The following is a 24663-nucleotide window of genomic DNA, read 5'->3' on the forward strand; positions in this document are numbered from 1 at the left end:
CAGCAATGGATACAGGGGAGCCTCCCTGCGTCACCCGCACCCTTGGCAAGGGTGCTGGGAGTGCTGCCCCAAGAGTTGGCCGCCTGGGAAGAGGTGGCCCACCTTTTCCCTGCGGGCCCAGACGGGAGGCTGCGCTGCCGCCGGCTGGAGAGGGTCAGGGAGGAACAGGAGAAGTACAGAGAAAAACAGGCCCGGAGGGGGCGGTCCGGTGCGGCGGCGCGATGGGGCAAGCAACCCATCGAAACGAAAAGAAAAAATGGCACAAGCATTGCTTGGCCAATGCCCGCGCCAATGCCGAGGCAATGCCCTGGCAATGGCTCTTCATCTTCTACTACATCTTTAACTACTCCCCCCCTACCCCCCCAAGGGGAGGAAGAGGTGAGGGAGTTTGTAGTCCTGGCTGACCTAAAGGGACAAGTGCGCAGCAGGGAAGGGCTTGCAAGGCACATCTTGGCACGGGGAGGACTGACTGTAGAGGAGAGGAGGCAACTGGAAGTATGGAGGCAGGAGGAGCAAGAGAAAGCCAACATAGCCGCAGCAGAGCAGGAGCAGGCTGCCAGGCGGGCCGATGCGGAGGGCGCTAAAAAAACACAAATAGAGCAGGCCTGGGCCACCTTCAAGGCCCTTCCTGAGTCCACTCAAGCCCAAATTATGGAAGCGTTTCGGGCTGGCCTGTCGCCAGAATTTCGACGTGATTTCAGCCTAGAAAGGCCATCTGTGCTTTATTCACTGAGGGCTTGGTTACCCGAAAAGCTCAAGGAGTACTTGCAATGAGCATATCTGATTGGCTGGCCGCCGCGGCCGGTGACCCTGGACAGGAGATGCTGAATCTCCTGTCCGGGGAGGGGCCGCTTTCTGACGTTTTGTATGTATTTAATATCGCAGTGTTTTCGCTGGGCGTGGTAGTGCTAATCTATAGCGCGGTTAAAGGTTTTGTGGGGACTGCGGTGGACGGCGGCGAGAAGCTGCGCAAAGCAGAAACTGCATGGACGCCTATCAGAATTATGCTAGGGATTGCCGGCTTAACCCCTGTATGGCACGGCCTTACTTTTTCTCAGGTCATAGTCATATTCTGCTCTATTGTTGGGATAGGTGTGGGGGGTGTAGCCTGGCAGGGCGCCTGGGAGGGCCTGTTGTCCTGGAATTCTACCTCTTTCTTCTCCGCTCCTGTTGCTGCTCCTCAAGATGAGGGCGCTCAAGCCCTTTTTTCTGCTCTTGTTTGTCAGGAAGCCGTAAATAAAAAAATAGATCAAGATCGCGCGGAGCTTGGTGTCCCTACCGTGGAAGGCCGGGTGGAAGGCCGCCAGTGGCCCGGCGAAATAGAGATGCCCTGGGAAGAATTCCGTGGAAGGGCTCTTATTTTTGGGGGCGTGCAGGGGTACCCGCTCGCAGTGTGCGGCGGGGTGCGGCTCCCGGAGCCCCAGGGGGAGGACAGTCAGTATTTTTCGCGTGATGCCATCCTTACTTCGCACCTCATCGCCATGCAATATATGGCTAGGCAGTTGCATCCTCTGGCTCGGGCGCTGGTGTACCAGCAACGCCGTCCGGATCCGGCGGCCCTGGCGGCAGCCAAAGATAACTATCGGCAGGCAGTTTCTTCTTCTTTAGCTGACGTAGCACTTCAGGCCGGCAGCGCCTTTGACAGATGGATGGCGCAGGACCGTGGCAAAAGCTGGATTTACGCCGGGGCCACCCTTGCCAAAATAGCGAGCATCAATCGGGAAATTCAGGCGGTCGCGGGGATGAAGTTGGAGGCCGTTCCTCCATTTGCTTTCGTTTCTGATAGCGGCCAGGCCGGACCAGCAGGCCTGACAGTTCTGGCAAATGTTCAGGAAAGCCAAATCATGGCTGAGGCCGCCACAGCCCCAGAAAAAACTTATTTTTCACTCAAGAAGCCTGATATGGGGGTTCTTTTTTCCCCGTTGGCTAAAAATCTCTCCACGGTTCTTTCCTGGGTAGAAGGCGGAGAGCAAGATTTGCTGGGAGGATTGGGCAGTCTAGGCCATAAACTGATAATTGGCACACTAGCTGCCGTCACGGCAGTTGTGGCAGCCCTGGCCACCGCTTCTGCCTTCAGTGGCGGCATGTTGGGCGGCATGGCCGGGTCAATCCTCAGTATTTTTGTCTTTCTTTTTTGTCTTCCCTTACTTTCCACTGGGTTGATTTTTGCCTACTACCTTCCTTTTCTCCCCCTTATTTATTGGGTTTTGGGGGTCCTGGCCTGGCTGATTGTTTTTGTGGAGGCGCTCTTCGGTGCCCCATTATGGGCTTTTGCTCATTTGGATTCCGATGCAGGAGCGGGACTCGGCCCGCGCACAAGCCACGGCTATATTTTCCTCATGCATCTCCTGTTCAGGCCGACCCTGATGCTCGGAGGTCTGGTGGCTGGGTGGCTGATCATCCAATTTTTCGGCGAATTTTTGCGACTCGCGATCAAGTTTTTCTTTGAGGGGGCGTTTCAGGGACTCGCTGGCCTACTTGGCTTTATTGCCTGCATGATCATTTTTTCTATTCTGGTCTGGCAGATCTGCGGTAGGGCCTTCTCTTTCATTCACCATCTGCCGTCCGAGGTCATTGCCTGGGCTGGTGGATATTCTTCCAAAGTAGGAGGCGAGGGCGGTGAACGCGAAGTGGAAAACAAAACAACTGGAGTAGTGGCCAATATCCAGAGGGCAGGTGGTGGTCGGATGGGGCCGCCAGGGGACGGAGGAAAAAATAACAAGAAAAACACCATCAACCCCGGAGGGGATTGATCGCGGTCAAAGATTCGGCAGGTAGCAAGGTGTTATTCGGTGCCCCCAAAAGGGGGTCCCGAATACCTTGCCCCCTGTCTTACTGCAGCGGGAAAAGCCCATGGGGCGGCGCTTCGCTTGCCCCGGAAAAGATATGAGGACACCTAATCACATATTGCATCCATAGGAGGAGGCGTAAATGGCTTACAAAAAAGGTGGCCGCCCGGCCTTGCCGGCCAGCCAAAAAAGAAAAAACAGAATTCGGGTCCACTTTTCTGACCTGGAAATGCAGTACCTCTCCCGCATGGCCGGGGATGACGGCCTCGTGGAGGGTGGTATCCCAGACTATATCCGAAATCAGGCCCTGGGCCGGAAAATACACTCTATCCCCGCGATCAACCATGAAGCCTGGGTTTCTCTGGCCAGGGTGGGGGCAAATCTGAACCAGATTGCTCATCGGCTGCACCTAGTAGAGGCAGGCGCGGAAGGAGTCGTTGCCCCGGATATCCGAGAGATCCGAGATGCACTGGAGCAGCTTCGCCTCCAGCTCCTCGGGGAGGGATTTTTCCCGCCCGATGACACCGAAACACATATTGCCTCTGCAAATGCCCAGGACTGGGAGGGTGACGAAATTTGAGGACACAAAATCACATATTTCAGCCATAGGAGGAGGCCGTGAAAAGCAAAATAACAAAAGGGAACGGGTTCCGGGGAGCTCTGGAATATCTCTATGGGCCGGGTGAGGAGAATCACCCGGGCAGACCTGTTCCGGTGGAGGGGGCCGGAAATGTCTTAGGCACTGAGCCCCGCGACCTGGCCCGCCAGTTTGCTGCCTCGCGGCGGCTCCGGCCGGGAATTAAAAATCCAGTCTTCCATGTGAGCCTTTCGTGTCCCCCAGGAGAAAAGCCAGGGGACGCAAAATGGGCGGAAATCGCCCGAGACTATCTCTCTCGCATGGGCATGGATCCTGACCGGCATCAGTGGCATTGCCTCCGGCACATAGACCAGGAGCATGACCATATCCATTTGCTTGTCTGCCGCATTGCCTTGGACGGTAAGGTCTGGCATGACCAGTATGGCATCCGCCAATCAATCAGGATCTGCCTGGAACTGGAAAAGGCGCACAACCTGAAGGTCACACCCGGCGAGGAGGGCGGCGAGAAAAAATCACTCAGCAAAGGCGAGCTCGGACAATACCGCCGGACCGGTCAGATCCCGGATCGGCTTGTATTGCAGACGAAAATCACGGCCGCTCGCGAAAATTGTCCTGATTTCCGTACATTCGTCTCCCGCTGCCAGGCAGAAAAAATAGAAATCATCCCCAACGGAAAAAGCGGGCAGGTGGGGGGTATTTCCTTCCGTCGAGCCGGCGGTGATGCTTTCTCCGGATCGAGCCTCGGAAAAGCCTTTAAGTGGCAGCGTATCGCTGCAGACACCCACTTTGACCAGGCCCGGGATGCCGAACTGATTGCTCAACTGCGGGCAAAGGCAGCGGATTCCGAGGTTGCTGGCACCTTCAGCCCTGCTGGACCGGTCCCAACCGCGGCGCCTGATATCCAACGGGCGCGGGGGCAGATCGATCCCCGGAAAGAGCGTGATAGGTATTTTATCCAGCAGGAAGACGGATCCTGGGCCTACCGCAAAAAACCTGAACGTACCGCTTTCCGGCTGGAAGGGCAGCAGATTCACGTTTTGGCCCGGCAGGATTTGGCCATCCGGGCGGCGCTGCTTACCGCCTCGGAGACCTTCGGCCAATCCCTGAAAATCCAGGGCGAGGAGGAGTTTTGCCGCAAGGCCTGGCTGGCCGGATCCAAGATGGGCTTGGATATCAAGGGATATCAGCCATCTGCCGAGGACCTGGCCGAGCTTCAGTCCTGGCGAGAAAAACATGGCATGCCGGATTCGATCGGCCCGGCTGCCTCCCCTCAAAATCAAATACAACCCGGTTATACGTTGCCACCAAAGGAGGAAACAGCACATGAGCATGATTCAGAAAATGGAGGAGGAGATCGAACCTCAGAACAACTGGCAGCAGGAAACGCCGCCCCCTCCCCAGCTCCTGACGGTGGAGCAGGGGGAAGAGATCTTGCGGCTGATGCGGGCACAGCTGCAGCAGGTGACGCAGGAGACAGCGGCCATGTTGAAACCACTGTTCCGCTTGCCTCAGCAGATCAAGGCGCTGGAACAGCAGATCCTGCACCAGAATCAGCAAATTGCGACCCTGGAGCAGGAGTTCGCAGGAATGGGCAGGGCACTCTGGAAGCACCTGCAGCAGCATCAGAAGAAGCCAGCACAGAGGGCATCGACGTCTTTGCTTCATCTGCTGCTTCCCGGCCTCGTGAGGAGCAAAAAATGATATCTACCGAAAATCAAGAGGTGACACCAAAACATATAATGCCTGTCGAGCAAACTCCAGAAGACAAGGCAAGGGAATGGATAGAGAAAATCGCACGGAAACGCTCCCTGACCCCGGTACAGTTCGGCGCGATTGCCCATACGGATGTGGGGTACAAGCTGCATGACCTTGCCCCTGAGGCGATCCGCACTCAGGTGCGTGAGCAACTCCGTGATCTATACAACGAGCACCGCAAGGAGATGCATAAGGAAATAAATCAGCAGTGGGGCTGGAGGCTGGACCCGGAGGCTTGCCACGCAAGATGCCTGAAGGAAAAACACGGGGAGCGCCGAGCGGAGCTGGCCAAAGAGAAGAAACAAGCCCTGAATCGGCAAGCGTCTCTCAAGCGGCAGGTGGCTGAGGCTGAGAAGCAGCAGGAAATGCTTGCTTTTTGGCAATTCGGCCAGCGGGAAAAGGTCGGTCAGGATATCGTAAGGCTCAAGGAGTTGGGAGGAAAAGAGGCGCGGAGGTTGGAAAAGATCGAGCAAGAGATCAAGGCACTGAAAGTTACCCCCTCTGAAATAGAGGCATTTGCAGAGAAGGCAGAGCGGCAGGAGAAGGTGGAGCACCAGCAGTTGGACAAAAACATCGACAATCAGATCCGCCGGGCGGATCCAGAGGTGCGTCTGCAAGAGCGGGAGGCCAAAGAAAAGGCTCTAGCCGAGCAACAAGAGCGGGAGAGGCAGGAAAGAGAGGCAGAAGAGCGTCGAGTTCAGGAAGAGGCCCGAGCCGAAGAAGAACGGCTCAGAGAGGCAGAAGAGCGCCGGGAGGCCGGCAGGGCCAAGAAAGCAAACTCTGCGCCACGGCCCACTTAATCCCAATAACACGCAGGGGGAGTCGGGGAGGTCAGGCCCTCCCCGCCCCCTGGCCCCCCAACCCCTCCGGGATTTTGGAGTAGTGGCCGGACAGGGCGGCAGAGGTCGCGCCAGGCTTTGCCTGTCACGCCCACTGCTCCCTCGCCCCGCCGGAAGTAAGTCCGTGCCGATCTGGCAAACTTTGAACTGCAGCGGAAGCCGGCGAGCCGGGGTCTGTATCTTTTCACCCCCTCCCCCTTAGGGGTGAGGGGAGGGGGTGAAAAGATGTTTTTCCTTAGGGGAAGAACCACAAAAAAACAAAGGGGAAAAAATGAAAAAAATGATCTACGCCACAATTAGAAAACAAAGTCGCCGCTTTGGCCAGGCCCAATTTTCGCCCATCACAAAAAAGCAAACTCCTTTTCCGGTCGAGATCGATTTTGACCGGGATCCCTTCCACCCCGTTCTCGGCGGTCCTGGAGGGAAATATGCGCTGTCGGATGTGAATCTATATGTGATGCTTCCTGACAATTCCGGACTCGCCCAAATCGCAATCCAGTCCGAGAAAGACGACGACAGTCATCTCTGGATAATAGCTAGCCATCGCCTCGAATACGGGACCGATTGACAACAAAACTCGGAAAACAAGAAGGAGAAAGCATGAAAAAAACACTTATAAAAATCCTCTATCTTTTTTCCTGGCCGGCAATGCTGGCCGGAATCAGCAGCCCTTTTTTTTCTCTGCATCCGGCAGCCCTGGTGGCAGGGGCTGCCCTGGTCGCCGGCGGAGGGTGGGGCTGGCGGAAAGCAAAAAAAGCCTGGCGGGTGTGGCTGAACCTGGACAGCGATTTCCTTTATTTGTCGAGGCCGGAACACGCAGTGAATCTGTTGGATAGAAAAATTTTGACTGGTTTTACGGGTTTTGCTCTTTTTTGGGCTCTGGCTTCCAAATCTCACCCGGGTTTATCCCTTTTCTGGGCGCTACTCGTCATGATTGCCAGTCATATTTACCTCAGGGATAGGGCCATGCTTTTGCATGCCCGAGAAAGAGAAGGAGTAAAGGTCGTATGAAAAAAATCATCAAGATTTCAGCAATGGTAGTTCTTCTTGGCAGTTCCCCGACGCAGGCCCTGGCCGCCGATTGCGATTCGATCCGCCCTGATCTGATGGCCCAGGCTCAGCAGATGGCGCAAAACGCACGGGACAGGGAAATTAAAGAATTTTCCGAGGCCTCGGCGGCAACCTTGGAGGGTGGCGGCACCACCACGGGACAACCGGGTAGGCCCGGCGCGGCAAACGCCTCAAGCTCCAACTGCCTGGAAAAATACAAGGACGTGAAGGTCGCCGGCATGCTGGGCATTCCGTCGGTCAATGATCTGGCAAAGCAAGCATTGGATAGAGTCAGTCAAGCGGCATGTACCACCACTGATTCGCTTTACAATCAAGCGGCGGGATCCATGCGGCAAGGCGTTATGCTGCCTGGCAACATCGGTGGTGCACAGGTCGGCTTGCCGGGATCATACCAGCTTGGGGTCTACCAGCCCAACACGGTCAGTGCCCCGGCGGCGGACGTGACCGTGAAAAAGTCATCAGGCGGCGCCATACAGGACTCAATCAGCGAAATACCAGGCTACATTCGGGGGATATTCAAATGAAGAAGACAATCTGTGCAGTATTGACAATGGCGATTCTGGGGTTGGCATGGCAGGCGCAGGCTGCCGAGGAAGCGAAAAAGGAAAAAATGAACCTGATGATCACCGGCCCCGGCGGCTGGGAAGAAAATTGCGAATGCGAGTGTTTCCCCGAAACGGGACCGACGGAGGTTTGGACTTTTTTTAAGAAAGAAACCTCTCAAACCTGCAACTGCAAATGCGCTGTCTACGGTGGGACGGATCCGGTCTGCCGGGCGGCGAGCCCTAAAGAAAAAATGTTTACCTTCACGAGGCCGGCAAAATGAAAAATATAAAAAAATACGCGGCATACCTGGCGTTGCTCGCCATCTTGTCCCCTGGGAATAGCGCCATGGCTGGGTGTTGTGGTGAAGTGGCCGCGATCAACGCAGCCGCCGGGAATATTGTGGGGGCAATCGAAAATTCCCAAAGAAATCTAAAAGAGGCCATTGCCACCAGCGCGGATGCCATCAAGGGGGAGGCCACCCGGGTTGCCGGCGACGTGGCCGACAATCGCGACAAAAAGCGGGTAGCTTTGGCCGGGGCAGAGAGCGCTGCACGGGCACGACAAGACTATGGGATCCTGCCGCCAAATCCCTGTGATTCGATGTCTACCGCCTCGGTGGCCGGAGCAGTCGCCAGAAGCGCGTCAAGAACGGCGGCAATCGAGCATGCCGGATTTCGCCGGCGGGGGCTGAACACCAGTTCCCCGGCCTCCGCCACTTATACGACGTACTCCCGGCACCGTGAAAAGTATTGTAGCCCTGTTGATGTGGAACAGAAACGCTGTTCCGCCGTGTCCTCCATGCAGGATGCTGACATCGACCCGCGATCGGTGACACATGGCGCCGGCCTGCCTGGCAACCAGAGCTATGTATTCAATCAACAACAGACAGAGGCTGCAAGGGCGTATTCCAGCAACGTCGTGCAACCGCTGCCCCGGCCGGTTTTGCCCGGCAACTTGGAGAACACCGATCAGGGAAGGGCTTATGAAGCTATGCGGCTTTCAGAGCAGGCAAAGCTGGGCCTTGCCGCTTCTGCCTTCACCGAGGCCATGGCCTGGCGGGCACCGGCTGAAGCCGATGGGGTACCGCTGGCAGATCACATCCGTAACATCTGGGCAAAGATGGGAGGGGTAAGTGTGCCGAAGGCTGTTGATGATGCAATAAAATCGGGCCAGGCAAGTTACTTCATGCTGCAGCAGGCTGAAGTGGATCGCCGGGCCAACAACCCCGAATGGTATTCCCAGATGCTGGCCGCTTCGCCAGCTGCCGTAAATCGGGAAACCGCCTTCATGCTGGCGCGGCTGATCGAAATGCAGCATCGCCAGGAATTGCGGCAGGAGCGACAGGAGATGCTTCTTGCCGGGATACTTACTGAACTTGTGAAGGCAAACGGCGGCCAGATCGATGCTCAATACCGGACAGCAACCAGTGTTCCGCCCACAAAAAAATAATCAAGAAACCAAAGGAGAGAGAATCATGGAAATGAAGAAATTTGAAGAAATGAAGGTAGAAATTTTTAATGACCCGGCCCAAAACGCCGATTTTTTGGACTGGCTCATCCTGGCAGTTCTTTTTCGGTGGTCGATGGGCTTGCCTCCATTAGCCTCATAGGCAGGACGATTTAAGACGGATATCACGCAAAATTAAAAAAGGCGACCTGTCCTTTCTCATGGTGTCGTAAAAAATTAGCGGCCCTGTTTTAATACGTGGTAAGATATGGGATATTAATCGACTCACCACACGGAGATAAAACATATGAGTAGCCCGCTTGGATCTTTCTTCTTCGGACAGTCGCTCGCCTATGCCGGTGAAGTTGGTGAGCTGGAAGCAAAACTGGAAGATGCCCTTAAAGAACTAAAAAAGAGCCGGGCGGAAGCTGCGGCCCGCCGTGAACTTCACCGTGCTCTGTCTGCCGTCCTTGAAGAAATCGCCCCAGATCATCCCCTGGCTCAGGATGAAAAACAAAACGAAATTCTTGAAAAAGCCTGGAAAAAAGCGCTGTCCGCGGGCGTGTAAAGAATTTTGTGTAAATGTTTTTTGTGATCAAAATTCCGGCAGCCTGTCTTCAAACATGATGCTGAATTGATTCAGCGCCGATTTCCAGTTTTTGATCGGCATCGTCCATCGTTTCGAAATATTCGTCAGCGCCAGATAGAGCAGCTTGAACATCGACTCGTCATTCGGAAAAGAGCCCCGGTTCTTAGTGACCTTGCGCAGGGACATGTTCAACGATTCGATGGTGTTGGTCGTATAGATCACCCTGCGGATCTCCGGAGGATAGGCAAAATACGGGATGATTCGCTGCCAGTTGTTCTGCCAGGACTGACTTATCCGAGGATGGGTAGCATCCCATTTTTCCCCGAAGCTGATCAGGTTTGCCTCGGCCTGTTCTACGGTCGGGGCGCTGTAAATCTCCTTCAGGTCGTCCGCCATTTCCTTGCGCTGTTTCCAGGAAACGAAATTCAGGCTGTGCCGCACCAGGTGCACGATGCATAACTGGACCTGGGCGGCGGGGTACGCCGCTTCGATGGCCTCCGGAAAACCCTTGAGCCCATCGACACAGGCGATCAGGATATCCTTCACGCCCCGATTTTTCAGCTCGGTCAGGATGGCCAACCAGAACTTGGCGCCCTCGGTCTCGGCGGCCCACATGCCGAGAACCTCCTTCACCCCAGTCATCGTCACGGCAATCGCCAGGTAGACGGCCTTCTTGATGATCTGGCCGTTGTGCTTGACCCTGATCCGCACCGCATCCAGATAGACGATGGGGTAAACATCTTCCAATGGCCGGTTCTGCCAGAGCCGGACCTCTTCCGTGACGGCGTCGGTCACTTGGGAGATCAGGGTCGGTGAAATCTCAACGCCGTAAATCTCCTCCAGATGGCTCTGGATATCACGGGTGGTCATCCCACGGGCATACATGGAGATGATCTTGTCATCAAACCCCTTGAAGCGGGTCTCTCCCTTGGGAACGATGATCGGCTCGAAGGAGCCGTTCCGGTCACGGGGAACCGCGACGTCAATCTCGCCAAAATCTCCCTTGAGCTTTTTCTTGTAGCTGCCGTTTCTGGAGTTGCCGCTGTTTTTCCCAGCCGGAGCGTTCCGGGGATAGCCGAGGTGATCGGTTATCTCGGCCTGCATGGCCCGCTCCAGCAGGGCCTTGGTCAGTTGTTTCAGTATGCCGTTCTCGCCGATCAGGTCTTCCGGCTTTTTGTAATCCGCAATTAATTGGTCAAGCAATTCTTTGGAAATGGCCATATCTCTCTCCTTGGTTGGGGGCGAACTTTTCTACCCCCGGAATGGCCATTTACACAATCCTTTTTACACCCTCGCTGAAAAATACAGTGGCAGAGAAGAATAACTGATCGCGCCGCCTCCTGGCGGCATCATCATAGAGTGAGGGGCGTATGCCCCGAGGTGCGCGGAGCGCTGCAGGACGGGATTGGGACGAAGAAAGGGAATGAGCTGCAAGCTCTTTTGGGGATCCCCTTCTCCCTCTTCAAAGCGTAGTTTTCCGTGGGGAAGGCAGCCGTGCTCTCTTGATTGCGCGCATAGCGCAAGGCTGGTGCAAGGTGGAAACGGTAAATGGTGCCGTAATGGTTGCTTTGGGCTGCCTGGACTCTGCCCCGGGTGGCCTTTTTTGGGCAGGGAGGCGGAGAACGCCAAGCGAAGGACGTTCTCCTAGTCGTCTTTAGGTGGGTCGGAGTGCGCTTTTCCCTTGATAAATGCTATGGCAAGGCTTCCGATTGTTCCACCACCAAGAATACTCGCGGTTGTCTGAGCTCCATGGGTGGCGAGGTACCCACATACACCTAAAACACAAATAACTACGCCGAATGCCAAAAACTGCCCAATACGCGCTTCGAGAATTCGTTCTTTATCGAAATCGATCCCTGCACTGATCGCGAGAGCTTCTTGTGTGTGGCGATGGCTCATTTCTTTTTCTGCCATCTGAACAATGCGATCGGCTAAACCGGGAGATAACGCCTCATATTCTGTGAGAACACGAGGGGAAGGGATAGGTCCGGAAAAGGCTTCCTGGAGAATTTGATGCTCTGTAGTAATTTGTTTTTTGGATACAGCTGGAGACTGGGAATGGTTTTGAGTTGCCAAGTTATTTTTTAATTTTTTCTTTGCTGACATCCAAAGCCACCTTCATGATATCCCGCCCTACCATTTCAAAATCATGTCGGATTGCCTCACTGTCAGTCCGGCTGATGCTGGAAAAACGCCGTGAACGTGGCTCTGTTTTCGGGAAAATATCAACAATAGTGCCAGCCCCGATCATTATATTTTGTAAGAATGTCATATCGTTCACCTTGTAAATCAGTGATCGGCTGGGGGTTAGAAAATAAATTTGAAGGCATAAGACCTTACTATAAGCCTATCAAATTGTCAATATCGTGCGCAAGCACATTTCAAAAGATTGCCTATCCAAGCTTCGCTGCCAGGTCCTCCGCTTTGAGGTGGGTGTACCGCTTGAGCATCGCCAAGGATTTGTGGCCGGTGATGGTTGCGATATGCATCATGTCCATAGTCCCCAGTTCGAATAGCCGACTGGTTGCCTCGTGCCGAAGGTCGTGGAAATGAAGATCTTCTATCTTGCTCCGGTGCAATGCGCGCCGCCAGGAACTCTCGAAGCTCCAATTTTTTTTCCACTCAAAAAAAACTCGATCATCCTTGAGTGAGCGCGGCCGACGCCGGAGTACTTCGATCGCTCGGGACGAAAGTGGTACGTTGCGGCTATCACCGTTTTTGGTGTCCGGCAGGTGGGCGATCCGCTTTCCCAAGTCAACATAACGCCACTGAAGGGATAGAAGTTCGCTTAGTCTCATGGCAGTTTCGATAGCGAGAATGACAATTTCTTTTAAGGCGGGGCTACGAGAAGCGCTACATGCTGTAAGTAGTCTCTCTTCTTCGTTGCCTTGCAATCGTCTGTCTCTGGCCTTTCCTGCGGAAGGAAGCCGAATTGCCTGCACCGGGTTCGAAAGGCTCTCCATCCCCCATTCCTTCTGGGCAACATTGAATAAGTGGGATATGATTGCGAGCTCTAGCCTGACAGTGCTGGAGGATTTGCCTTCTGATAGCCTGTCATCTCGATATTGCGCGAAATCGACACCTCGAAGGGAGGCCATGAACCGGAGGGAAAGGGGGTGGCGCTTCCAAGATTGAATTCGTTGCAGCTCTTGTGGGGCACCTTTCTTGTTAACGGTAATTTCCCTGGCGTAACGGTCAAGAGCTTCGCTCAAGGTGGTACTTTCTGCCTCTTTTCTACAGACAAAGAGGCCTTGCCTCATCTCTGTTTCGATGGCTTTAGCCCAGTCTTCGGCTTCGGTTCTGGTTTCAAATGTTTTGCACTGGACAGGGTGGCCCTTCTTTCTAACCCTCGCTTCCCATTGGTAGGGGCCTCGCTTTCTGATTGATGCCATTTTTCCCTCCACCGTTTTTTATTATCCAGTGGAGCAAAATTGGAGCAAAAATACAAGAAATAAAAAAAGGGTTTCGGCCTGATCGGCTGAAACCCTTTGATATTTCTGGCGCGCCCGGCACGATTCGAACGTGCGACCTGCGGATTCGTAGTCCGACACTCTATCCAGCTGAGCTACGGGCGCCTGAATGAGTTTGCTTTTATAACGCAAAAAGATACATTCGGCAACAAGAATATCGCCGGGCGCATCCTGGGGGGCTGCCGCCGGGTTTTAGGCGCCCCTGGGGGTGTGGGGGGCGAGAAAGGCAAGACCGGTCCGGTTCAGAATCTCGCCGAAGCGTTCGCCCTTCTGGTTTTCCGCCTTGAAATGGAGCAGGCATTGTGCAACCACGGCCAGGGTCTCGGCCGGGCTGAAGATGCCGGCGAGTTCCCGGCCCAGTTGGGGGTGGCGGCCGAGCTTGCCGCCGAGCAGGATGCGAAAGCCTGTGTCGCGGTTTGCGATGGCGCCGGTGGGGCAGGCCTTGCCGCACTGGCCGCAGGCCAGGCAGCGGCAAGGATCGATTGCCGGGCCGGCGGCCGGATCATGCAGGGTTATGGCCGCATCCGGGCAGGCGTCCTGGCAGGCGCCGCAGCCGGAACAGGGCGCCCCGGAACATTGCGGCAGCGCTGCGGCGATGAGGCCGATATCGACGATCTGCGGCCGGGAGCAGCCATTGGCGCAGTCGGCCATGGTGAGCCGGAACTCGTGGTGCATTTTGAGCGGCCCCGCCACCCGGCTTTTCATGAACTCCTTGAGTTGGTGGCCGGCCAACAGGGTTTCCAGGCGCGGAACCAGATCCACCCCGGTGTCGATGCGCCTTTCGCAGCCGCCGGGGCCGAAACAGGTCTCAAGCTGATACCCCTTCAGCTCCGCCTCCTGGTTGCGCAGGAAGCGCTGCTGGCAGGTCCGGACCTGGGCCATGTTTACCCGCTTGGCGCCAGCCCGGGCCGCTTCGGCCTCCACCTTTTTCCTCACCCGTTTGCGCACGAAAAATGGCACCCGGGCCACGGCCTCCTCGGCATCCTTATCCCATTCCATCGGTTTCCTCGTTTCAGGTTTTTGCCCATGGTAGCGGGAAAAGCGGGCAAGCCGCCTTGATCTAAGTCAACGCCCGCTGCGGCAAGCCGGTTTTATGCCCGCCGCTCCACCAGAAAGGAGATGAAAGCGCCGCAGATGGGGGCGAGCTGCCGGTTTTTGCGGGTGATCAGATAGAAGGGCCGCAGGAGCCGGAGGCCCTTTATGGGCACGGCCACGAGGGCGCCGTGGTCGATATCCTCGGCCACGGCCCGGCGGGAGAGGATGGCGATGCCGATCCGCGCCTTGATGGCCTGGCGGACCGCCTCGGTGCCGCCCATCTCCGCGACAATCTGGAGGCGTGCGAGATCGAGATGTTTTTCAAGGAGTTGGGTCATCACCCTGCGGGTGCCGGAGTCGCGCTCGCGGATGATGAACGGTTCGCCCGCCAGCGCTTCGGCCGGCACTTCCTTCAGTTTGGCAAAGGGGTGTTCAGGATAGACCGCCAGAACCAGCTCGTCGTTGAAGATTTCCTGCCAGGCGAGGGAGGGGTCGCTCCAACGGGCTCCGACGACGCCGAACTCCGTGTCGCCGTTCGCCACCCCATCCGCCACGGTGCGGGAGTTGTCGATGGCAAGGGTGATCTGGATGGCGGGATGGAGTTTTTTGAAGGCGCCGATGGCTTGCGGCAGGATATAGGTGCCCGGAATGGTGCTGGCCCCGAGGTAGAGATGGCCGGAAAGGGTGCCGCTGTAGCTTTCGATGGCCTGCAGGGCCTCCTGGCGCAGACGCAGGATTTTCCGGGCGTAGCGGTGGAGGATGCGCCCGGCCTGGGTGGGCAGAGCCTCCCGGCCCAGGCGGTCGATCAGCCGTTCGCCCAGCATTTCTTCCAGGCTGCGGATATGCTCGCTCACCGTGGGCTGGGAAAGGAAAATGGCCTCGGCGGCCTTGGTGAAGCTCTTCAGTTCGACAACCTTGCAGAATACTTCCAGGCGGTGCAGGTCCATGGCAGGCGATCCTTCTATTGCGGTAATGGATGACAAGGATCGGTATACCCGATTTGCCGGCTTGTGGCAACGGGCAAGGAGTGGGCCGGGGCGGGCGGCCGGCTTATCCTTTTTTCTCCGGAAAACCGCAGGGGCCGGATTCCTTGCCGGGGCTGGCGCAGCCCGTGCAGCCGCCGCAGCCCGCGCTCTTGCCGCTCAGTTGCCGGTGGAGGCGGCGGCCGATGAAAAAGGCGCAGGTTGCGATGATGAGGAAGAGGAGGATGTTGTCCCACATGGCGGACTCCTTTAGCCGGCAAGCCCCAGGGCCGTGCCGACCTGAAAGACCAGGGTGGCCAGGCTGAAGGCGAAGATGGTGTTGAAGCAGATGGAAAAGAGGCCCCATTTCCAGGAGCCGGATTCCCTGGAGATGCAGACCACCGTGACGAAGCAGGGCGCGTAGAACATGACGAAGACGATCAGGGCCATGGCCATGACCGGATTCCAGTGGGGATCGGCGGCCAGAGTCTCGGCCAGGGGGGTGTTGTCCTCGTCGGTGGCGCTGAGGGAGTAAGCGGTGCCCAGGGTGGTGACCACGATCTCCTTGGCGGCAAAGCCGCCCAACAGGGCGATGTTGGTGCGCCATTCAAAGCCGGCGAGCCAGCTGACCTTTTCCATGGCGATGCCGATCCTTCCGGCCAGGGAGTGGCGCAGGGCGCTGCCGGCTTCGGCGGCAGCGATCTCGGCCAGCCTGGTTTTGACGGCCGCTGTTTCCGGAGAGAGCGTCTCCGGCGCGGCGGCAAGCTCATCCAGCAGCTGCGGCGCGGCTGTTGCCAGCACGGCCTGGCGTTCCTGGCTGAAGCGCGCTTGTTCCCCTGCCGGCAGGGCCGGAAAGCTCATCATGACCCAGATCAGGATCGAGATGGCCAGGATGACGGTGCCCGCCTTTTTGATATACTGCCAGGTCCGTTCCCAGGTATGGATCATCAGCCCCCTGAAGGTGGGAAATCGGTAGGGCGGCAGTTCCATGACAAAGGGGGTGGATTCGCCGCGCAGCACGGTGAGGCGGAGGATTTTCGCGGCGATGAGGGCCACGGCCCAGGCGAGCAGGGTCAGGAGGAACATCAGCTGCGCCTGGCTTTGGGAAAAGAAGGTGGCGGTGAGCAGGGCCAGCACCGGCAGCTTGGCTCCGCAATTCATGAAGGAGACCGTGAGCAGGGTGGCCAGCCGTTCCCGGGGCGAGCGGAGGGTGCGGGTGGCCATGACCCCCGGCACCGCGCAACCGCCGGCGATGCCGCCGGAAACAATATAGGCCATCACCGAGCTGCCGTGCAGGCCGAACATCCGAAAGACCCGGTCCATCATGAAGGCGACCCGGGCCAGGTAGCCGGAGTCTTCCAGGATGGCGATGCCGAAAAACATGAACATGATGAGCGGCACAAAGCCCAGAACCCCCCCTACCCCGTCGATGACGCCGGAAGTGAGCATGGATTTGAGGTTGCCATCGGGAAGGGCCTGGTCGGCCAGGGCGGAGAGCCAGCCGAAAAATCCTTCCAGCCAGGCCACCGGCAGTTCGCTGAAGGTGAAGGTGAACTTGTAGAGGCCCAACAGCACGGCCAGCATGATCAGGGGGCCGAGAAAACGGTTGGTCAGCACCTTGTCGATTTTGTCCGAGGCGTAGAGGCGGTCCATGTCAAACTTCTGGCTTACCACCTCCTGGCGGAGCACGGATTTGATGTATCCGTAGCGCTGGTCGGCGATGATCGCCTCGGGATAGGTCTCCATGGTTTTCCGCAGGTGACTGGTGACCGCGTTGACCGTGTTCAGCAGCTCGCTGTCGAGAATCGGGTTTTCCCGGCGGCCCTTTTCCATGATCTGGCTGTCGCCCTCCAGGTATTTGAGGGCGAGCCAGCGGGGGGAATAGGTCTCGGCCAGAAAGGAGGCCGCCGCGATGCGCTCTCCCATCTCCCTGAGGGCGCTGTCGATGTCCTCGCCGTAGGAAATGAGCAGGGGTTCGCGGGTTTTTGGGCTTTGCGCCAGGGCGAGGGTGGCGCTGATCAGCTCGGCGGTGCCCTTGCCGGAGCGGGCGATGATCGGCACCACCGGCAGGTTGAGGAGGCTGGCGAGCTTGTCGGTGTCGATACTGATGCCGCGGTCCTTGGCCACATCGATCATGTTCAGGGCGATGACCATGGGAACGCCCAGCTCCAGAAGCTGGCTGGTGAGATAGAGATTGCGCTCCAGGTTGGCGGCGTCGATGATGTTGATCACCACCTCGGGTTTGTCCTGAAGCAGATAGTCGCGGGCCACCACCTCTTCCACCGAATAGGCGGTGAGGGAATAGGTGCCGGGCAGATCGACGATTCTGATCTCCTCGCCGCTGGCCAGGGTGTAGGTCCCCTCCTTTTTTTCCACCGTAACGCCGGGATAGTTGCCCACATGCTGGCGGGAGCCGGTGAGGGTGTTGAAGAGGGTGGTTTTGCCGGCGTTGGGATTGCCGGCCAGGGCGATGGTGACGGGCTTGTTCATGTCTTGTCCTTTGGGGTCAGGCGACTTCCACTTCGATGTGATCCGCCTCGTTGTTGCGCAGGGTCAGAGTGCCGCCCATGACCCGGATGGCGACCGGATCAAAGAGCGGGGCCCGGCCCTGGATGGTGATGCGGGTGCCGGGGACGATCCCCATGTCCCGGATGCGCCGGCCGAGCTCGCCGCCCACTTTCACCGCGGTTATGGTGCCTGATTGACCTTTTTTCATCTCTCTGAGCAGCAGCCTGGGCATATTCTCTCCATCTGAAAACGGTTGTTCACGGGGTTGAAACACGATGCCATAATAGAAGCTGATTGTTAAGAAGTCAATATCATTTTTAGGACATGAAATAAAATTAAGCACTCCTAACTTTTAGGCAAGAAAAAAAGGCCGCCTGGAAACAATGCGGAACGCGGGATTCTGCCCCGGACTCAGAAACCGCCGTTTGCCAGGATCACGGCCTTGATGGTGTCGAAAAAGAAAACTTTGCCGCAGAGAAAGAGGAGCATGGAGAGGCCTGCCGCCGCCGGCACCGTGAAGAGCCAGGACCCGAAGATCTTCCTGGTGACCGCGCGATTGACGCCGCCCAGGCCCCTGGCCAGGCCGATGCCGAGAATGGCGCCCACCAGGGTGTGGGTGGTGGAAACCGGCAGTTTCAAGCGGGTGCAGATCAGGACCGTGGCGGTGGCGGCCAGATCCGCCGCCACTCCGCGGGAAGGGGTGATCTCGGTGATCTTGGTGCCCACGGTATCCATGACCTTGTAGCCGAAGGTGGCAAGGCCGAAAATGATGCCGCCGCCCCCGAGGATGAGAACCCAGAGGGGCACGCCCACCTTCATCTCCACGGAGCCGGTCTTGACGATGTGCACCACCGCGGCCAGGGGGCCGACGGAGTTGGCGACGTCGTTGGCGCCATGGGCAAAGGCGACGGCGCAGGAACTGACGATGACGATGGGGGTGTATACCTCCTCCACCAGGGCAAGCTGCTGGGGGATGGGGAGCTTCTCCTTGCCGAGGAGTTTTTTCCTGATCAGCCGGCTTGAGGCAATCCAGCTGGCAATGGAGATGGCCAGGGCGATGGCCAGGGCGACATTGTCGTTCATCCAGGGCACGTCCTTGATGACGTGGGTCAGCCCTTTGTAGATGGTGGCAAGGGTGACGACGCCGGCCATGAGAAAAACGATGGGCGGCGTATATTTGATGGCCGCCCTGGCCGGGCGGTCCTGCATGAGGATGGCGTGGCTGATGAACTTGAAGAGGATAAAGGCGAGGATGCCGCCGGCCACCGGGGAAATAAACCAGCTCGCCACGATCTGGCTCATCTTGTGCCAGTTCACCGCTTGCCAGCCCGCGGCGACGACGCCGAAACCGGCGATGGCGCCGACAATGGAATGGGTGGTGGAGACCGGCATGCCGGTCCAGGAGGAAAAATGCAGCCAGAAAGCGGAGGAGAGCAGGGCGGCGGTCATGCCGATGACCAGCAGGGCCGCGGCGTCGGCCGCGCTCAAATCGGGCATGGCAGCCAGCATGTCCGGGTCGACAATGCCCTTGCGCACCGTGTCGGTGACATGGGAACCGACCAGGACCGCGCCGGCGAATTCGCAGATGCCGGCCAGGATGACGGCCTGTTTCACGGTGAGCGCCCCGGAGCCCACCGCATCGGCCATGGAGTTGGCCACATCATTGGCGCCGATGTTCCAGGCCATGTAAAGGCCGAGCAGGGCGGCAACGGCGATAATGAGAATATCCATCACTCCTCTCGTCTGGCTGGTGTTTTATTGGACGAGCATGTTCCGGAGCAGATCGCTGGCGTTTTCAGCTTCGTTGGCGATGGAGCCCAGGGCGATGATGATTTTTTCGTGAAAGATGATGGTGAGGGGATCAAGCTCGCCCTCCAGCCGGTACAGGGCCTGGCTCAGGCTGCGGGCCAGGCGGTCGGCCTTCCACTCCTCCTCGCCGATGCCCTTGAGGAGGTTCAAGACAACCCGGGCCTCGGCGCCGGCAAAGGAGACCTCGGCGAGATTCTGAAACTCGACGGCGGCGTTGAGCAGAAGGCCGGTTACCTGGAAGATCTGCTCGACGAGATTGTGGAACTGGGGATGCAGCGAGGGGTGGATCCTGGTGTTTCTGATCAGGAGGATGACGGCGACGTCCTGGACAGAGTCGGCAATCCGGTCCTGCCTGCGGAGAAAGCGTTCCAGGTCGACTTTGTCCACCGGCAGAAAGTAGCGTTTGGTCAGCTGCTCGCGGATATCGTGCTTAATGCAGTCCGCTTCGTACTCCAGCTTGGCGATGCGATCCTGCAGGCGGTGAATCTCCTCGTAATCCTCGCGAAAGAGGGCATCCATCAACGGTTTGATCAATTCCACGCATTCGTGCACCTTCTTGGAGTGCTCGACCAGGGGGCCAAAAGGGGATTTTCCGAACAGATCAGAGATAAGACTCATTGTCGGCTCCTTTTTTCAGGTGAAAAAGAAAAGAAACGCCCCACTTTGCCTTGAAAAGTGGGGCGAAGGTACCGCATGCAACCCAAAAAGTCAAGCCGCTTTGCCCGCTTGCGGCCGACCGGCTATTCCCGGACGTTGCGCATCATGCCGAGGGAGTTGGCGTGGTGCATCTCGTCTTCCATGTCCACGGTGTGACAGACCTTGCAGTTTCGGTTGGCCCCGATGGGATAGGGGTTGCCCTGATACTGCCGGGGGCCGAAGTTGTCCCGTTCCCGCTCGTAGGGGTTGGTCGCCGGATAAATGGCGTGCGGGCTGCCGTGGCAGGCGGCGCAATGGATGCTGCCCGACTCGTCGTGTCGGTTGCGGTAGAGCGCACCGCCGTCCCTGGTCCAGACATTGAAGGCGGTGTCTGTTTCCGGCGGGGAGAAATTCACGTGGCAGGCAAGGCAATCCGGTTCGTTGAGCCAGGGGGTGCGTGGCCTGATCTCCTCAAGACTTGCCGCCATCCTGGGTTTGAGATGCTTCATCAGCCTTGCCGCCCCGGGCTTGCCAGCCGCTTTTTCGGCGAGCAGCAGGGAAAGGGCGTGATCCTCCATGGTGCCGTGGCAGTTGATGCAGGTAAAACCGAGATCGTTGTGGATGCCGCGCAGGCAGAGGGTGTGGCCCTGGGGGTCATTGGGATGACAGAGAGCACAGGCCTCGGCGCCGCGGCCGGTCAGGAAGTTGGCATGCCAGCCGTGGATTGCCGCCGGCAGGTTGAGGAGCTTCGGATTGCCCGGCGCGGCGAGGGCCGGGTCGGGATGGCAGCTCTGGCAGAGCACCGGTTTGCCGGCCCTGGCCGAGGCCAGGAGATCGGTTTTGTTGAAACGGTCGTGGACGGTGAGGAAATCCCTGGTCGGCACCGGGGAAATGCCGGCCACCTCCTTGCTCCAGCCGCCGCCATGGCAGTTGTTGCAGCCCATTTCCGTGGAGACCGGGGCGATCATCCGGGTTGAGGCGATGAGGGCGTTGGTGGCCTGATCCCGCGCCTCGATGGTGAAGGCCGGATAGGGCATAAAGCCGCCGGCCTCCGGGTAGGGCACCACCGGCACCTTGTCGGCGACAAAGGCCTTGCTTTCCTTGTCGAGGGTCATGGCGCCGGCCAGGCCGTTGCCGCTTAAACCGGTATTGTTCGGCTGCCGGCTGCCGTAGAGGGGAAGCTGGTATTTCCAGAATTCCACCTTGTCGGCCGGGTTTTCAAAGCCCGGCTCCACCCGGTAGGTGAGAAGCACGCCATCGGTGACCACTTCCGGGCTGGGGCCCCGTCTGATCAACTGCGCCCGCAGGTCGTTCGCCGGCGGCAGGAAGCTGAAGAAGGCATCCGCGTCGGTCATGCAGTGCATGCCCAGGCTGTTCCAGGCCAGCAGAACATATTCCGAACTGTCCGAGTCAAAGGGCAGGGGAGCCAGGGGCGGAGCGCTCAACTTTGCCGTTGCCGGGGGCTGTTTTTTGCCCTGCAGGCCTTCCACCAGAAAAGTGGCCAGGGCGTTGCGCTCGGCAAGGGTGCCGGGAAAGGGCGGCATGCAGCCGATGACCTTGCCCTGGCCGCTGATCTCGCCCTCCATGACATAGACGGAGGCGTACTTGGCGCTCAATTTCCTGATGTCGCGAATGGGGCCGCCGATGGAATGGCAGGAGGCGCAGAAGATGTTGTAGATCTGCCGGCCGACTTCAAGGCGGTTTTCCGCGGTGATCTCCTTGCTGGCCCACTTGGCCGAGGCGAGAACGCCTTTCTCGGCTACGGCGGGAAGATCCTTGACCAGAATGGCATTGGCGTAGATATGGTCGGCGATGGTGAAGGGCCTGCGGCTGCCCTCCCGGATGTACTCAAAGGAGCCCATGTAGGCGATGCCGAGCAGGAGCAGGACCACGGCCAGGGTCTGTTTGGCGAGCCGCGGCAGCCGGATGGCCATGAGGAGGCCGCCGAGGAAGAGCAGGGGGGAGCCCCAGATGAAGAAGGAGAGATAGGGGGCGATGGCGGAGTCGAGGTTCAGCACCCAGGCCCTGGGGCCTGGCGGCAGGCTCTGCGCATACCAGTAGGCAGAGGCCAGGAAGAGCAGAAAGGGAGCGAGCAGCCAGGTGGCGCAGTAGCGCACCATGGTGTGGCGCAGGCCTTCTTCCCTGATGGCCGTGGAGGTGAGAAAGCCGTACAGCCCGGCCAGCATCAGGCAGAGGAAGGTGCGGAAGAAAAGAGCGGGCCAGAAGGTGGGGTTGAAAAAGCCGTCCCAGAAATCGCCGCTGTTCAGCCACTCTCCCGGGCTGAGCATGAAGGCGATGATGCCGTTGATGACAAAGAGGGAGAGCCAGGCAAAGACGAAATAGAGCCAGCCGATGATGAGGTGGTTCCGGCGCGCCATGCGGCCGAAGGTATAATAATAGATGAGGATGGAAACGATCTCGGCCATGAAGAAGACCCATTCGATGGCCCAGCCGAAGACGAAGTTGTGGATCAGGATCGAGGTCGCTCCCGGGGCGATGAGGGCGATGGTGAACCAGATGCCCACCCCGGTGATGGCCCCCAGGACCAGGGTGAGGAGCAGGAAGAATCTGGTATGTCTTCGCGTGTATTCAAGGATCTCCGGGGAGTTTTCCCGGTAGGCCTTCATCTCGGTCAGCACCAGGAAGAGGCCGCCGCCGATGGCGAAATGGGAGATGTAGACGTGCAGAATGGCCATGAGGGCGATGGTGAGGCCGCCGCCGAAGAAATCGAGCTGCCAGACAGGGTAGTTCATTGCCCCACCTCCTTGCCGACGCCGGCGGCGAGCTTCAGCATGTAGGCGACCGTGGCAAGCCCTGCCGCGAGGATGACCAGGAAGAGCAGGAAGGGAGACCACTGCGGCTTGACGGCGAGGTCGGCCGGGTGGAAGTAGGGCGCCAGATAGGCCTGTCTGGCCAGGTCGCGGACCAGGATCATGAGGAGGACCGTGCCGGCCATGGCCGCGGTTGCCGGCCAGAGCTTTTCCCTGGCCCCGTAATAGAGACAGAAGAAAGTGCCGATCATGGCGGCGACAAAGAGAAAGGTGGGAAGAACCGCCCCGCCGACAAAGAGGTGGTGCACCTCCCTCGGCATGGAAAAGAGAAAGGGGATGCCGGTGCCCGCCTCAACCATTGTCGCGTAGGTAAACCATTTCATGCCCGTGGAAAGGCGTTTTCCCGCCGTGGGGTCGTCGTTTTTTTTCTGAAAAAAGGCGAGAATCGCGGTGAAGAGGCCGCCGGCCGCCACCGAGGCCACGATGAAGTGCAGGAAGCGGGAAACAAGGGTGGGGTCGGCCAGGTTGAGCAGGGTGCCGTCCGGCCGGCTGAAATAGGCGGTCCAGGCCTGCGGGGTTTGCATGAGGGTGATGTTGTTGACAAAGAGGAAGGCGATGATGAGCAGGAGGAAGAGGCTCAACGCCAGGGTTCTTTTGCGGGCGCCGGCGGGCAGGTCATGGCGCATCTTGTAGAGGTAGGCGCTGTAGTAGGCAAGGATCAGGAGGCCGATTACGGACAGCCAGTAGGCGCCCATGAGGATGGAGCTGGTATAGATGAAATGTCCGTAGAGCACCTGCAGGAAGAGCAGCGGCGCCACGCCGAAGTTGACGGCAAAGGCAATGGTATGGGTGAGCTTGTTGGCAAGATCCTGGCAGGGCGGCGGCGCTGAAGCCGGGGTGCGTATTTCCCTGACCAGGGCGATGAAGGATGCCCCCAGCATCACGTTCATGAAAAGGATGTGCGCGAAAAAGGTGAGAATCAGGAGGAACTCGAAATATCCCCAGGGAACGGGAATGGCGTCGGGGCTCGGGATAAGGGTGGCGGGGTCCATGACGGGTCTCCTTCCGGCAGGTGTTCTGTTACTCCATGGGAAAAGCGGGATGTGGACGCCTTGGCAAGGCGCGATTCCGCAACGCCCCGGATCCGCTTCGCAACGCGTTGTGCCCGGGGCCTGGCCGCGCTGATTTCGCGGAGCACGAAATATTCTGGCACAGGAAGAGGTGAGCGTCAACGTGTATGGCGGGATTTTTCGCCGGGGGTCGGGAATTTCCCCTGCCCTGGCGGATCTTGCCGCTGCCGTCGTACTTCTCCCTCTGGCAATCCGGTTTACAACGGGCTAACCCCATGATTCCGGGCGGGGATCAGGGGGGCGGTTCCGGCGGGACGGTGGGTGGGTTGTGTAACTGCATGAAATTACGAGAAATTATCTTTGTTCCCTCGCTGCGCCTGGCTCTGGCCCGGTGTTACCTGAAATTAGTTTGTGTTATTTCAGGAAGCAAAAAAAGCCCTGAGAGGGAAAACATCGGAAGTTCGGGTTCATGCCGGAGTGGGGGGTGAAAAGCAGGAGCTGTCGGGAAGAGAAAATGAGATAATGAGAGAAATCGAGAGATATGAAGAGAAAAGATGAAAGTTTAGTTCTTAATGAAATGAGCAACCCCGACCGGGGGGCGTCGGTAAAAGTACGAAATTTTGCGCTTTTTGAAGAGGTTTTTGAAAGTAGCCGAAAAATGCGTTGTTAGCGGGATAGCTGGCAATTATCCCCTTGGCAAGGGGGGTTGGCCGCTGTTGATAACCCGGGCTGAGGGGAGGGGGAAATTCGTTGAGAACGGTTTTGACAG

24 protein-coding genes and 1 tRNA gene are annotated in these 24663 nt (G+C 58.0%); 11 read left to right on the forward strand and 14 right to left on the reverse strand.

All coding sequences use genetic code 11. The annotated features are described in order from the left end of the window. The first annotated feature begins 378 nt into the window (after positions 1–378). The 11 genes from ACUUL3_RS16780 (at position 379) to ACUUL3_RS16830 (ending at position 9612) form a co-directional block, all read left to right on the forward strand. On the forward strand, positions 379–774 hold the full coding sequence (locus ACUUL3_RS16780) for a hypothetical protein (RefSeq protein WP_448553338.1): 396 nt from the start codon (positions 379–381) through the stop codon (positions 772–774). Further along, positions 771–2753: a DotA/TraY family protein gene (locus tag ACUUL3_RS16785; RefSeq protein WP_448553340.1), complete on the forward strand. Its 1983-nt coding sequence runs from the start codon at positions 771–773 to the stop codon at positions 2751–2753. Before ACUUL3_RS16780 ends, ACUUL3_RS16785 begins: the two co-directional genes overlap by 4 nt. Before the next feature lie 265 nt (positions 2754–3018). After that, positions 3019–3369: a plasmid mobilization relaxosome protein MobC gene (mobC, locus tag ACUUL3_RS16790; RefSeq protein ID WP_448556515.1), complete on the forward strand. Its 351-nt coding sequence runs from the start codon at positions 3019–3021 to the stop codon at positions 3367–3369. Positions 3370–3407: 38 nt separating this feature from the next. Beyond that, positions 3408–5942, forward strand: a complete 2535-nt coding sequence (locus tag ACUUL3_RS16795; protein WP_448553342.1) for a relaxase/mobilization nuclease domain-containing protein — start codon at positions 3408–3410, stop codon at positions 5940–5942. A 310-nt stretch (positions 5943–6252) separates the two neighbouring features. Then, positions 6253–6549, forward strand: a complete 297-nt coding sequence (locus ACUUL3_RS16800; RefSeq protein WP_448553344.1) for a hypothetical protein — start codon at positions 6253–6255, stop codon at positions 6547–6549. Between the two features lie 32 nt (positions 6550–6581). Beyond that, the gene (locus ACUUL3_RS16805; RefSeq protein WP_448553346.1) at positions 6582–6992 is read left to right on the forward strand and encodes a hypothetical protein; all 411 of its coding nucleotides are present in this window, start codon (positions 6582–6584) and stop codon (positions 6990–6992) included. After that, positions 6989–7576, forward strand: coding sequence for a hypothetical protein (locus ACUUL3_RS16810; protein ID WP_448553348.1), 588 nt, complete (start codon positions 6989–6991; stop codon positions 7574–7576). The genes ACUUL3_RS16805 and ACUUL3_RS16810 overlap by 4 nt, the downstream gene beginning before the upstream one ends. Further along, positions 7573–7878, forward strand: coding sequence for a hypothetical protein (locus ACUUL3_RS16815; protein ID WP_448553350.1), 306 nt, complete (start codon positions 7573–7575; stop codon positions 7876–7878). Before ACUUL3_RS16810 ends, ACUUL3_RS16815 begins: the two co-directional genes overlap by 4 nt. Then, positions 7875–9047, forward strand: coding sequence for a hypothetical protein (locus ACUUL3_RS16820; protein WP_448553352.1), 1173 nt, complete (start codon positions 7875–7877; stop codon positions 9045–9047). The genes ACUUL3_RS16815 and ACUUL3_RS16820 overlap by 4 nt, the downstream gene beginning before the upstream one ends. A 25-nt stretch (positions 9048–9072) precedes the next feature. Beyond that, positions 9073–9207 (forward strand): hypothetical protein, encoded by a 135-nt coding sequence (locus ACUUL3_RS16825; protein WP_448553354.1) that lies wholly within the window; start codon positions 9073–9075, stop codon positions 9205–9207. Positions 9208–9351: 144 nt separating this feature from the next. Then, positions 9352–9612, forward strand: a complete 261-nt coding sequence (locus ACUUL3_RS16830; protein WP_448553355.1) for a hypothetical protein — start codon at positions 9352–9354, stop codon at positions 9610–9612. A 27-nt stretch (positions 9613–9639) separates the two neighbouring features. Here the strand turns inward: ACUUL3_RS16830 and ACUUL3_RS16835 are convergent, their stop codons facing one another. The 14 genes from ACUUL3_RS16835 to ACUUL3_RS16900 all read right to left on the reverse strand — a co-directional run bounded on the left by ACUUL3_RS16835 (position 9640) and on the right by ACUUL3_RS16900 (position 23876). Then, the gene (locus ACUUL3_RS16835) at positions 9640–10854 is read right to left on the reverse strand and encodes an IS256 family transposase (protein WP_448550836.1); all 1215 of its coding nucleotides are present in this window, start codon (positions 10852–10854) and stop codon (positions 9640–9642) included. A 423-nt stretch (positions 10855–11277) separates the two neighbouring features. Beyond that, positions 11278–11739, reverse strand: coding sequence for a DUF2335 domain-containing protein (locus ACUUL3_RS16840; RefSeq protein WP_448553357.1), 462 nt, complete (start codon positions 11737–11739; stop codon positions 11278–11280). Then, entirely contained in the window at positions 11711–11905 is a 195-nt protein-coding gene (locus tag ACUUL3_RS16845; protein ID WP_448553359.1) for a hypothetical protein, read from the reverse strand. Before ACUUL3_RS16845 ends, ACUUL3_RS16840 begins: the two co-directional genes overlap by 29 nt. Positions 11906–12026: 121 nt before the next feature. Beyond that, positions 12027–13025, reverse strand: a complete 999-nt coding sequence (locus ACUUL3_RS16850) for a site-specific integrase (RefSeq protein ID WP_448553360.1) — start codon at positions 13023–13025, stop codon at positions 12027–12029. Positions 13026–13131: 106 nt separating this feature from the next. Then, positions 13132–13208, reverse strand: a tRNA-Arg gene (locus ACUUL3_RS16855). An 87-nt stretch (positions 13209–13295) separates the two neighbouring features. Continuing rightward, positions 13296–14102: a 4Fe-4S dicluster domain-containing protein gene (locus tag ACUUL3_RS16860; protein ID WP_448553362.1), complete on the reverse strand. Its 807-nt coding sequence runs from the start codon at positions 14100–14102 to the stop codon at positions 13296–13298. A gap of 92 nt (positions 14103–14194) precedes the next feature. Then, positions 14195–15085, reverse strand: coding sequence for a selenium metabolism-associated LysR family transcriptional regulator (locus tag ACUUL3_RS16865; RefSeq protein WP_448553364.1), 891 nt, complete (start codon positions 15083–15085; stop codon positions 14195–14197). Between the two features lie 103 nt (positions 15086–15188). Continuing rightward, positions 15189–15359: a FeoB-associated Cys-rich membrane protein gene (locus tag ACUUL3_RS16870; RefSeq protein WP_448553366.1), complete on the reverse strand. Its 171-nt coding sequence runs from the start codon at positions 15357–15359 to the stop codon at positions 15189–15191. Positions 15360–15370: 11 nt separating this feature from the next. Further along, the gene (gene feoB, locus ACUUL3_RS16875) at positions 15371–17590 is read right to left on the reverse strand and encodes a ferrous iron transport protein B (RefSeq protein WP_448553368.1); all 2220 of its coding nucleotides are present in this window, start codon (positions 17588–17590) and stop codon (positions 15371–15373) included. A gap of 16 nt (positions 17591–17606) precedes the next feature. Next, entirely contained in the window at positions 17607–17840 is a 234-nt protein-coding gene (locus tag ACUUL3_RS16880) for a FeoA family protein (protein WP_448553370.1), read from the reverse strand. A 179-nt stretch (positions 17841–18019) separates the two neighbouring features. Next, positions 18020–19339, reverse strand: coding sequence for an inorganic phosphate transporter (locus ACUUL3_RS16885; RefSeq protein WP_448553372.1), 1320 nt, complete (start codon positions 19337–19339; stop codon positions 18020–18022). Positions 19340–19363: 24 nt separating this feature from the next. Beyond that, positions 19364–20035, reverse strand: coding sequence for a TIGR00153 family protein (locus tag ACUUL3_RS16890; RefSeq protein ID WP_448553374.1), 672 nt, complete (start codon positions 20033–20035; stop codon positions 19364–19366). Between the two features lie 122 nt (positions 20036–20157). After that, on the reverse strand, positions 20158–22806 hold the full coding sequence (locus ACUUL3_RS16895; protein ID WP_448553376.1) for a cytochrome ubiquinol oxidase subunit I: 2649 nt from the start codon (positions 22804–22806) through the stop codon (positions 20158–20160). Continuing rightward, positions 22803–23876 carry a hypothetical protein gene (locus ACUUL3_RS16900; RefSeq protein WP_448553378.1) on the reverse strand — a complete coding sequence of 358 codons (1074 nt, stop codon included), beginning with the start codon at positions 23874–23876 and terminating at the stop codon, positions 22803–22805. The genes ACUUL3_RS16895 and ACUUL3_RS16900 overlap by 4 nt, the downstream gene beginning before the upstream one ends. Positions 23877–24663 lie beyond the last annotated feature (787 nt).

The organism is Thiovibrio sp. JS02 (genome assembly GCF_053485635.1).

Excerpts from the sequence above, each read along its gene's own strand:
- ACUUL3_RS16890 (WP_448553374.1), bottom strand. The coding sequence starts at position 20,035 with ATGAGTCTTATCTCTGATCTGTTCGGAAAATCCCCTTTTGGCCCCCTG.
- mobC (WP_448556515.1), top strand. The coding sequence starts at position 3,019 with ATGCAGTACCTCTCCCGCATGGCCGGGGATGACGGCCTCGTGGAGGGT.
- ACUUL3_RS16840 (WP_448553357.1), bottom strand. The coding sequence starts at position 11,739 with ATGTCAGCAAAGAAAAAATTAAAAAATAACTTGGCAACTCAAAACCAT.
- ACUUL3_RS16860 (WP_448553362.1), bottom strand. The coding sequence starts at position 14,102 with ATGGAATGGGATAAGGATGCCGAGGAGGCCGTGGCCCGGGTGCCATTT.
- ACUUL3_RS16810 (WP_448553348.1), top strand. The coding sequence starts at position 6,989 with ATGAAAAAAATCATCAAGATTTCAGCAATGGTAGTTCTTCTTGGCAGT.
- ACUUL3_RS16895 (WP_448553376.1), bottom strand. The coding sequence starts at position 22,806 with ATGAACTACCCTGTCTGGCAGCTCGATTTCTTCGGCGGCGGCCTCACC.
- ACUUL3_RS16805 (WP_448553346.1), top strand. The coding sequence starts at position 6,582 with ATGAAAAAAACACTTATAAAAATCCTCTATCTTTTTTCCTGGCCGGCA.
- ACUUL3_RS16815 (WP_448553350.1), top strand. The coding sequence starts at position 7,573 with ATGAAGAAGACAATCTGTGCAGTATTGACAATGGCGATTCTGGGGTTG.
- ACUUL3_RS16830 (WP_448553355.1), top strand. The coding sequence starts at position 9,352 with ATGAGTAGCCCGCTTGGATCTTTCTTCTTCGGACAGTCGCTCGCCTAT.
- ACUUL3_RS16800 (WP_448553344.1), top strand. The coding sequence starts at position 6,253 with ATGAAAAAAATGATCTACGCCACAATTAGAAAACAAAGTCGCCGCTTT.
- ACUUL3_RS16835 (WP_448550836.1), bottom strand. The coding sequence starts at position 10,854 with ATGGCCATTTCCAAAGAATTGCTTGACCAATTAATTGCGGATTACAAA.
- ACUUL3_RS16865 (WP_448553364.1), bottom strand. The coding sequence starts at position 15,085 with ATGGACCTGCACCGCCTGGAAGTATTCTGCAAGGTTGTCGAACTGAAG.
- ACUUL3_RS16850 (WP_448553360.1), bottom strand. The coding sequence starts at position 13,025 with ATGGCATCAATCAGAAAGCGAGGCCCCTACCAATGGGAAGCGAGGGTT.
- ACUUL3_RS16885 (WP_448553372.1), bottom strand. The coding sequence starts at position 19,339 with ATGGATATTCTCATTATCGCCGTTGCCGCCCTGCTCGGCCTTTACATG.
- ACUUL3_RS16785 (WP_448553340.1), top strand. The coding sequence starts at position 771 with ATGAGCATATCTGATTGGCTGGCCGCCGCGGCCGGTGACCCTGGACAG.
- ACUUL3_RS16825 (WP_448553354.1), top strand. The coding sequence starts at position 9,073 with ATGGAAATGAAGAAATTTGAAGAAATGAAGGTAGAAATTTTTAATGAC.
- feoB (WP_448553368.1), bottom strand. The coding sequence starts at position 17,590 with ATGAACAAGCCCGTCACCATCGCCCTGGCCGGCAATCCCAACGCCGGC.
- ACUUL3_RS16880 (WP_448553370.1), bottom strand. The coding sequence starts at position 17,840 with ATGCCCAGGCTGCTGCTCAGAGAGATGAAAAAAGGTCAATCAGGCACC.
- ACUUL3_RS16845 (WP_448553359.1), bottom strand. The coding sequence starts at position 11,905 with ATGACATTCTTACAAAATATAATGATCGGGGCTGGCACTATTGTTGAT.
- ACUUL3_RS16900 (WP_448553378.1), bottom strand. The coding sequence starts at position 23,876 with ATGGACCCCGCCACCCTTATCCCGAGCCCCGACGCCATTCCCGTTCCC.
- ACUUL3_RS16870 (WP_448553366.1), bottom strand. The coding sequence starts at position 15,359 with ATGTGGGACAACATCCTCCTCTTCCTCATCATCGCAACCTGCGCCTTT.
- ACUUL3_RS16820 (WP_448553352.1), top strand. The coding sequence starts at position 7,875 with ATGAAAAATATAAAAAAATACGCGGCATACCTGGCGTTGCTCGCCATC.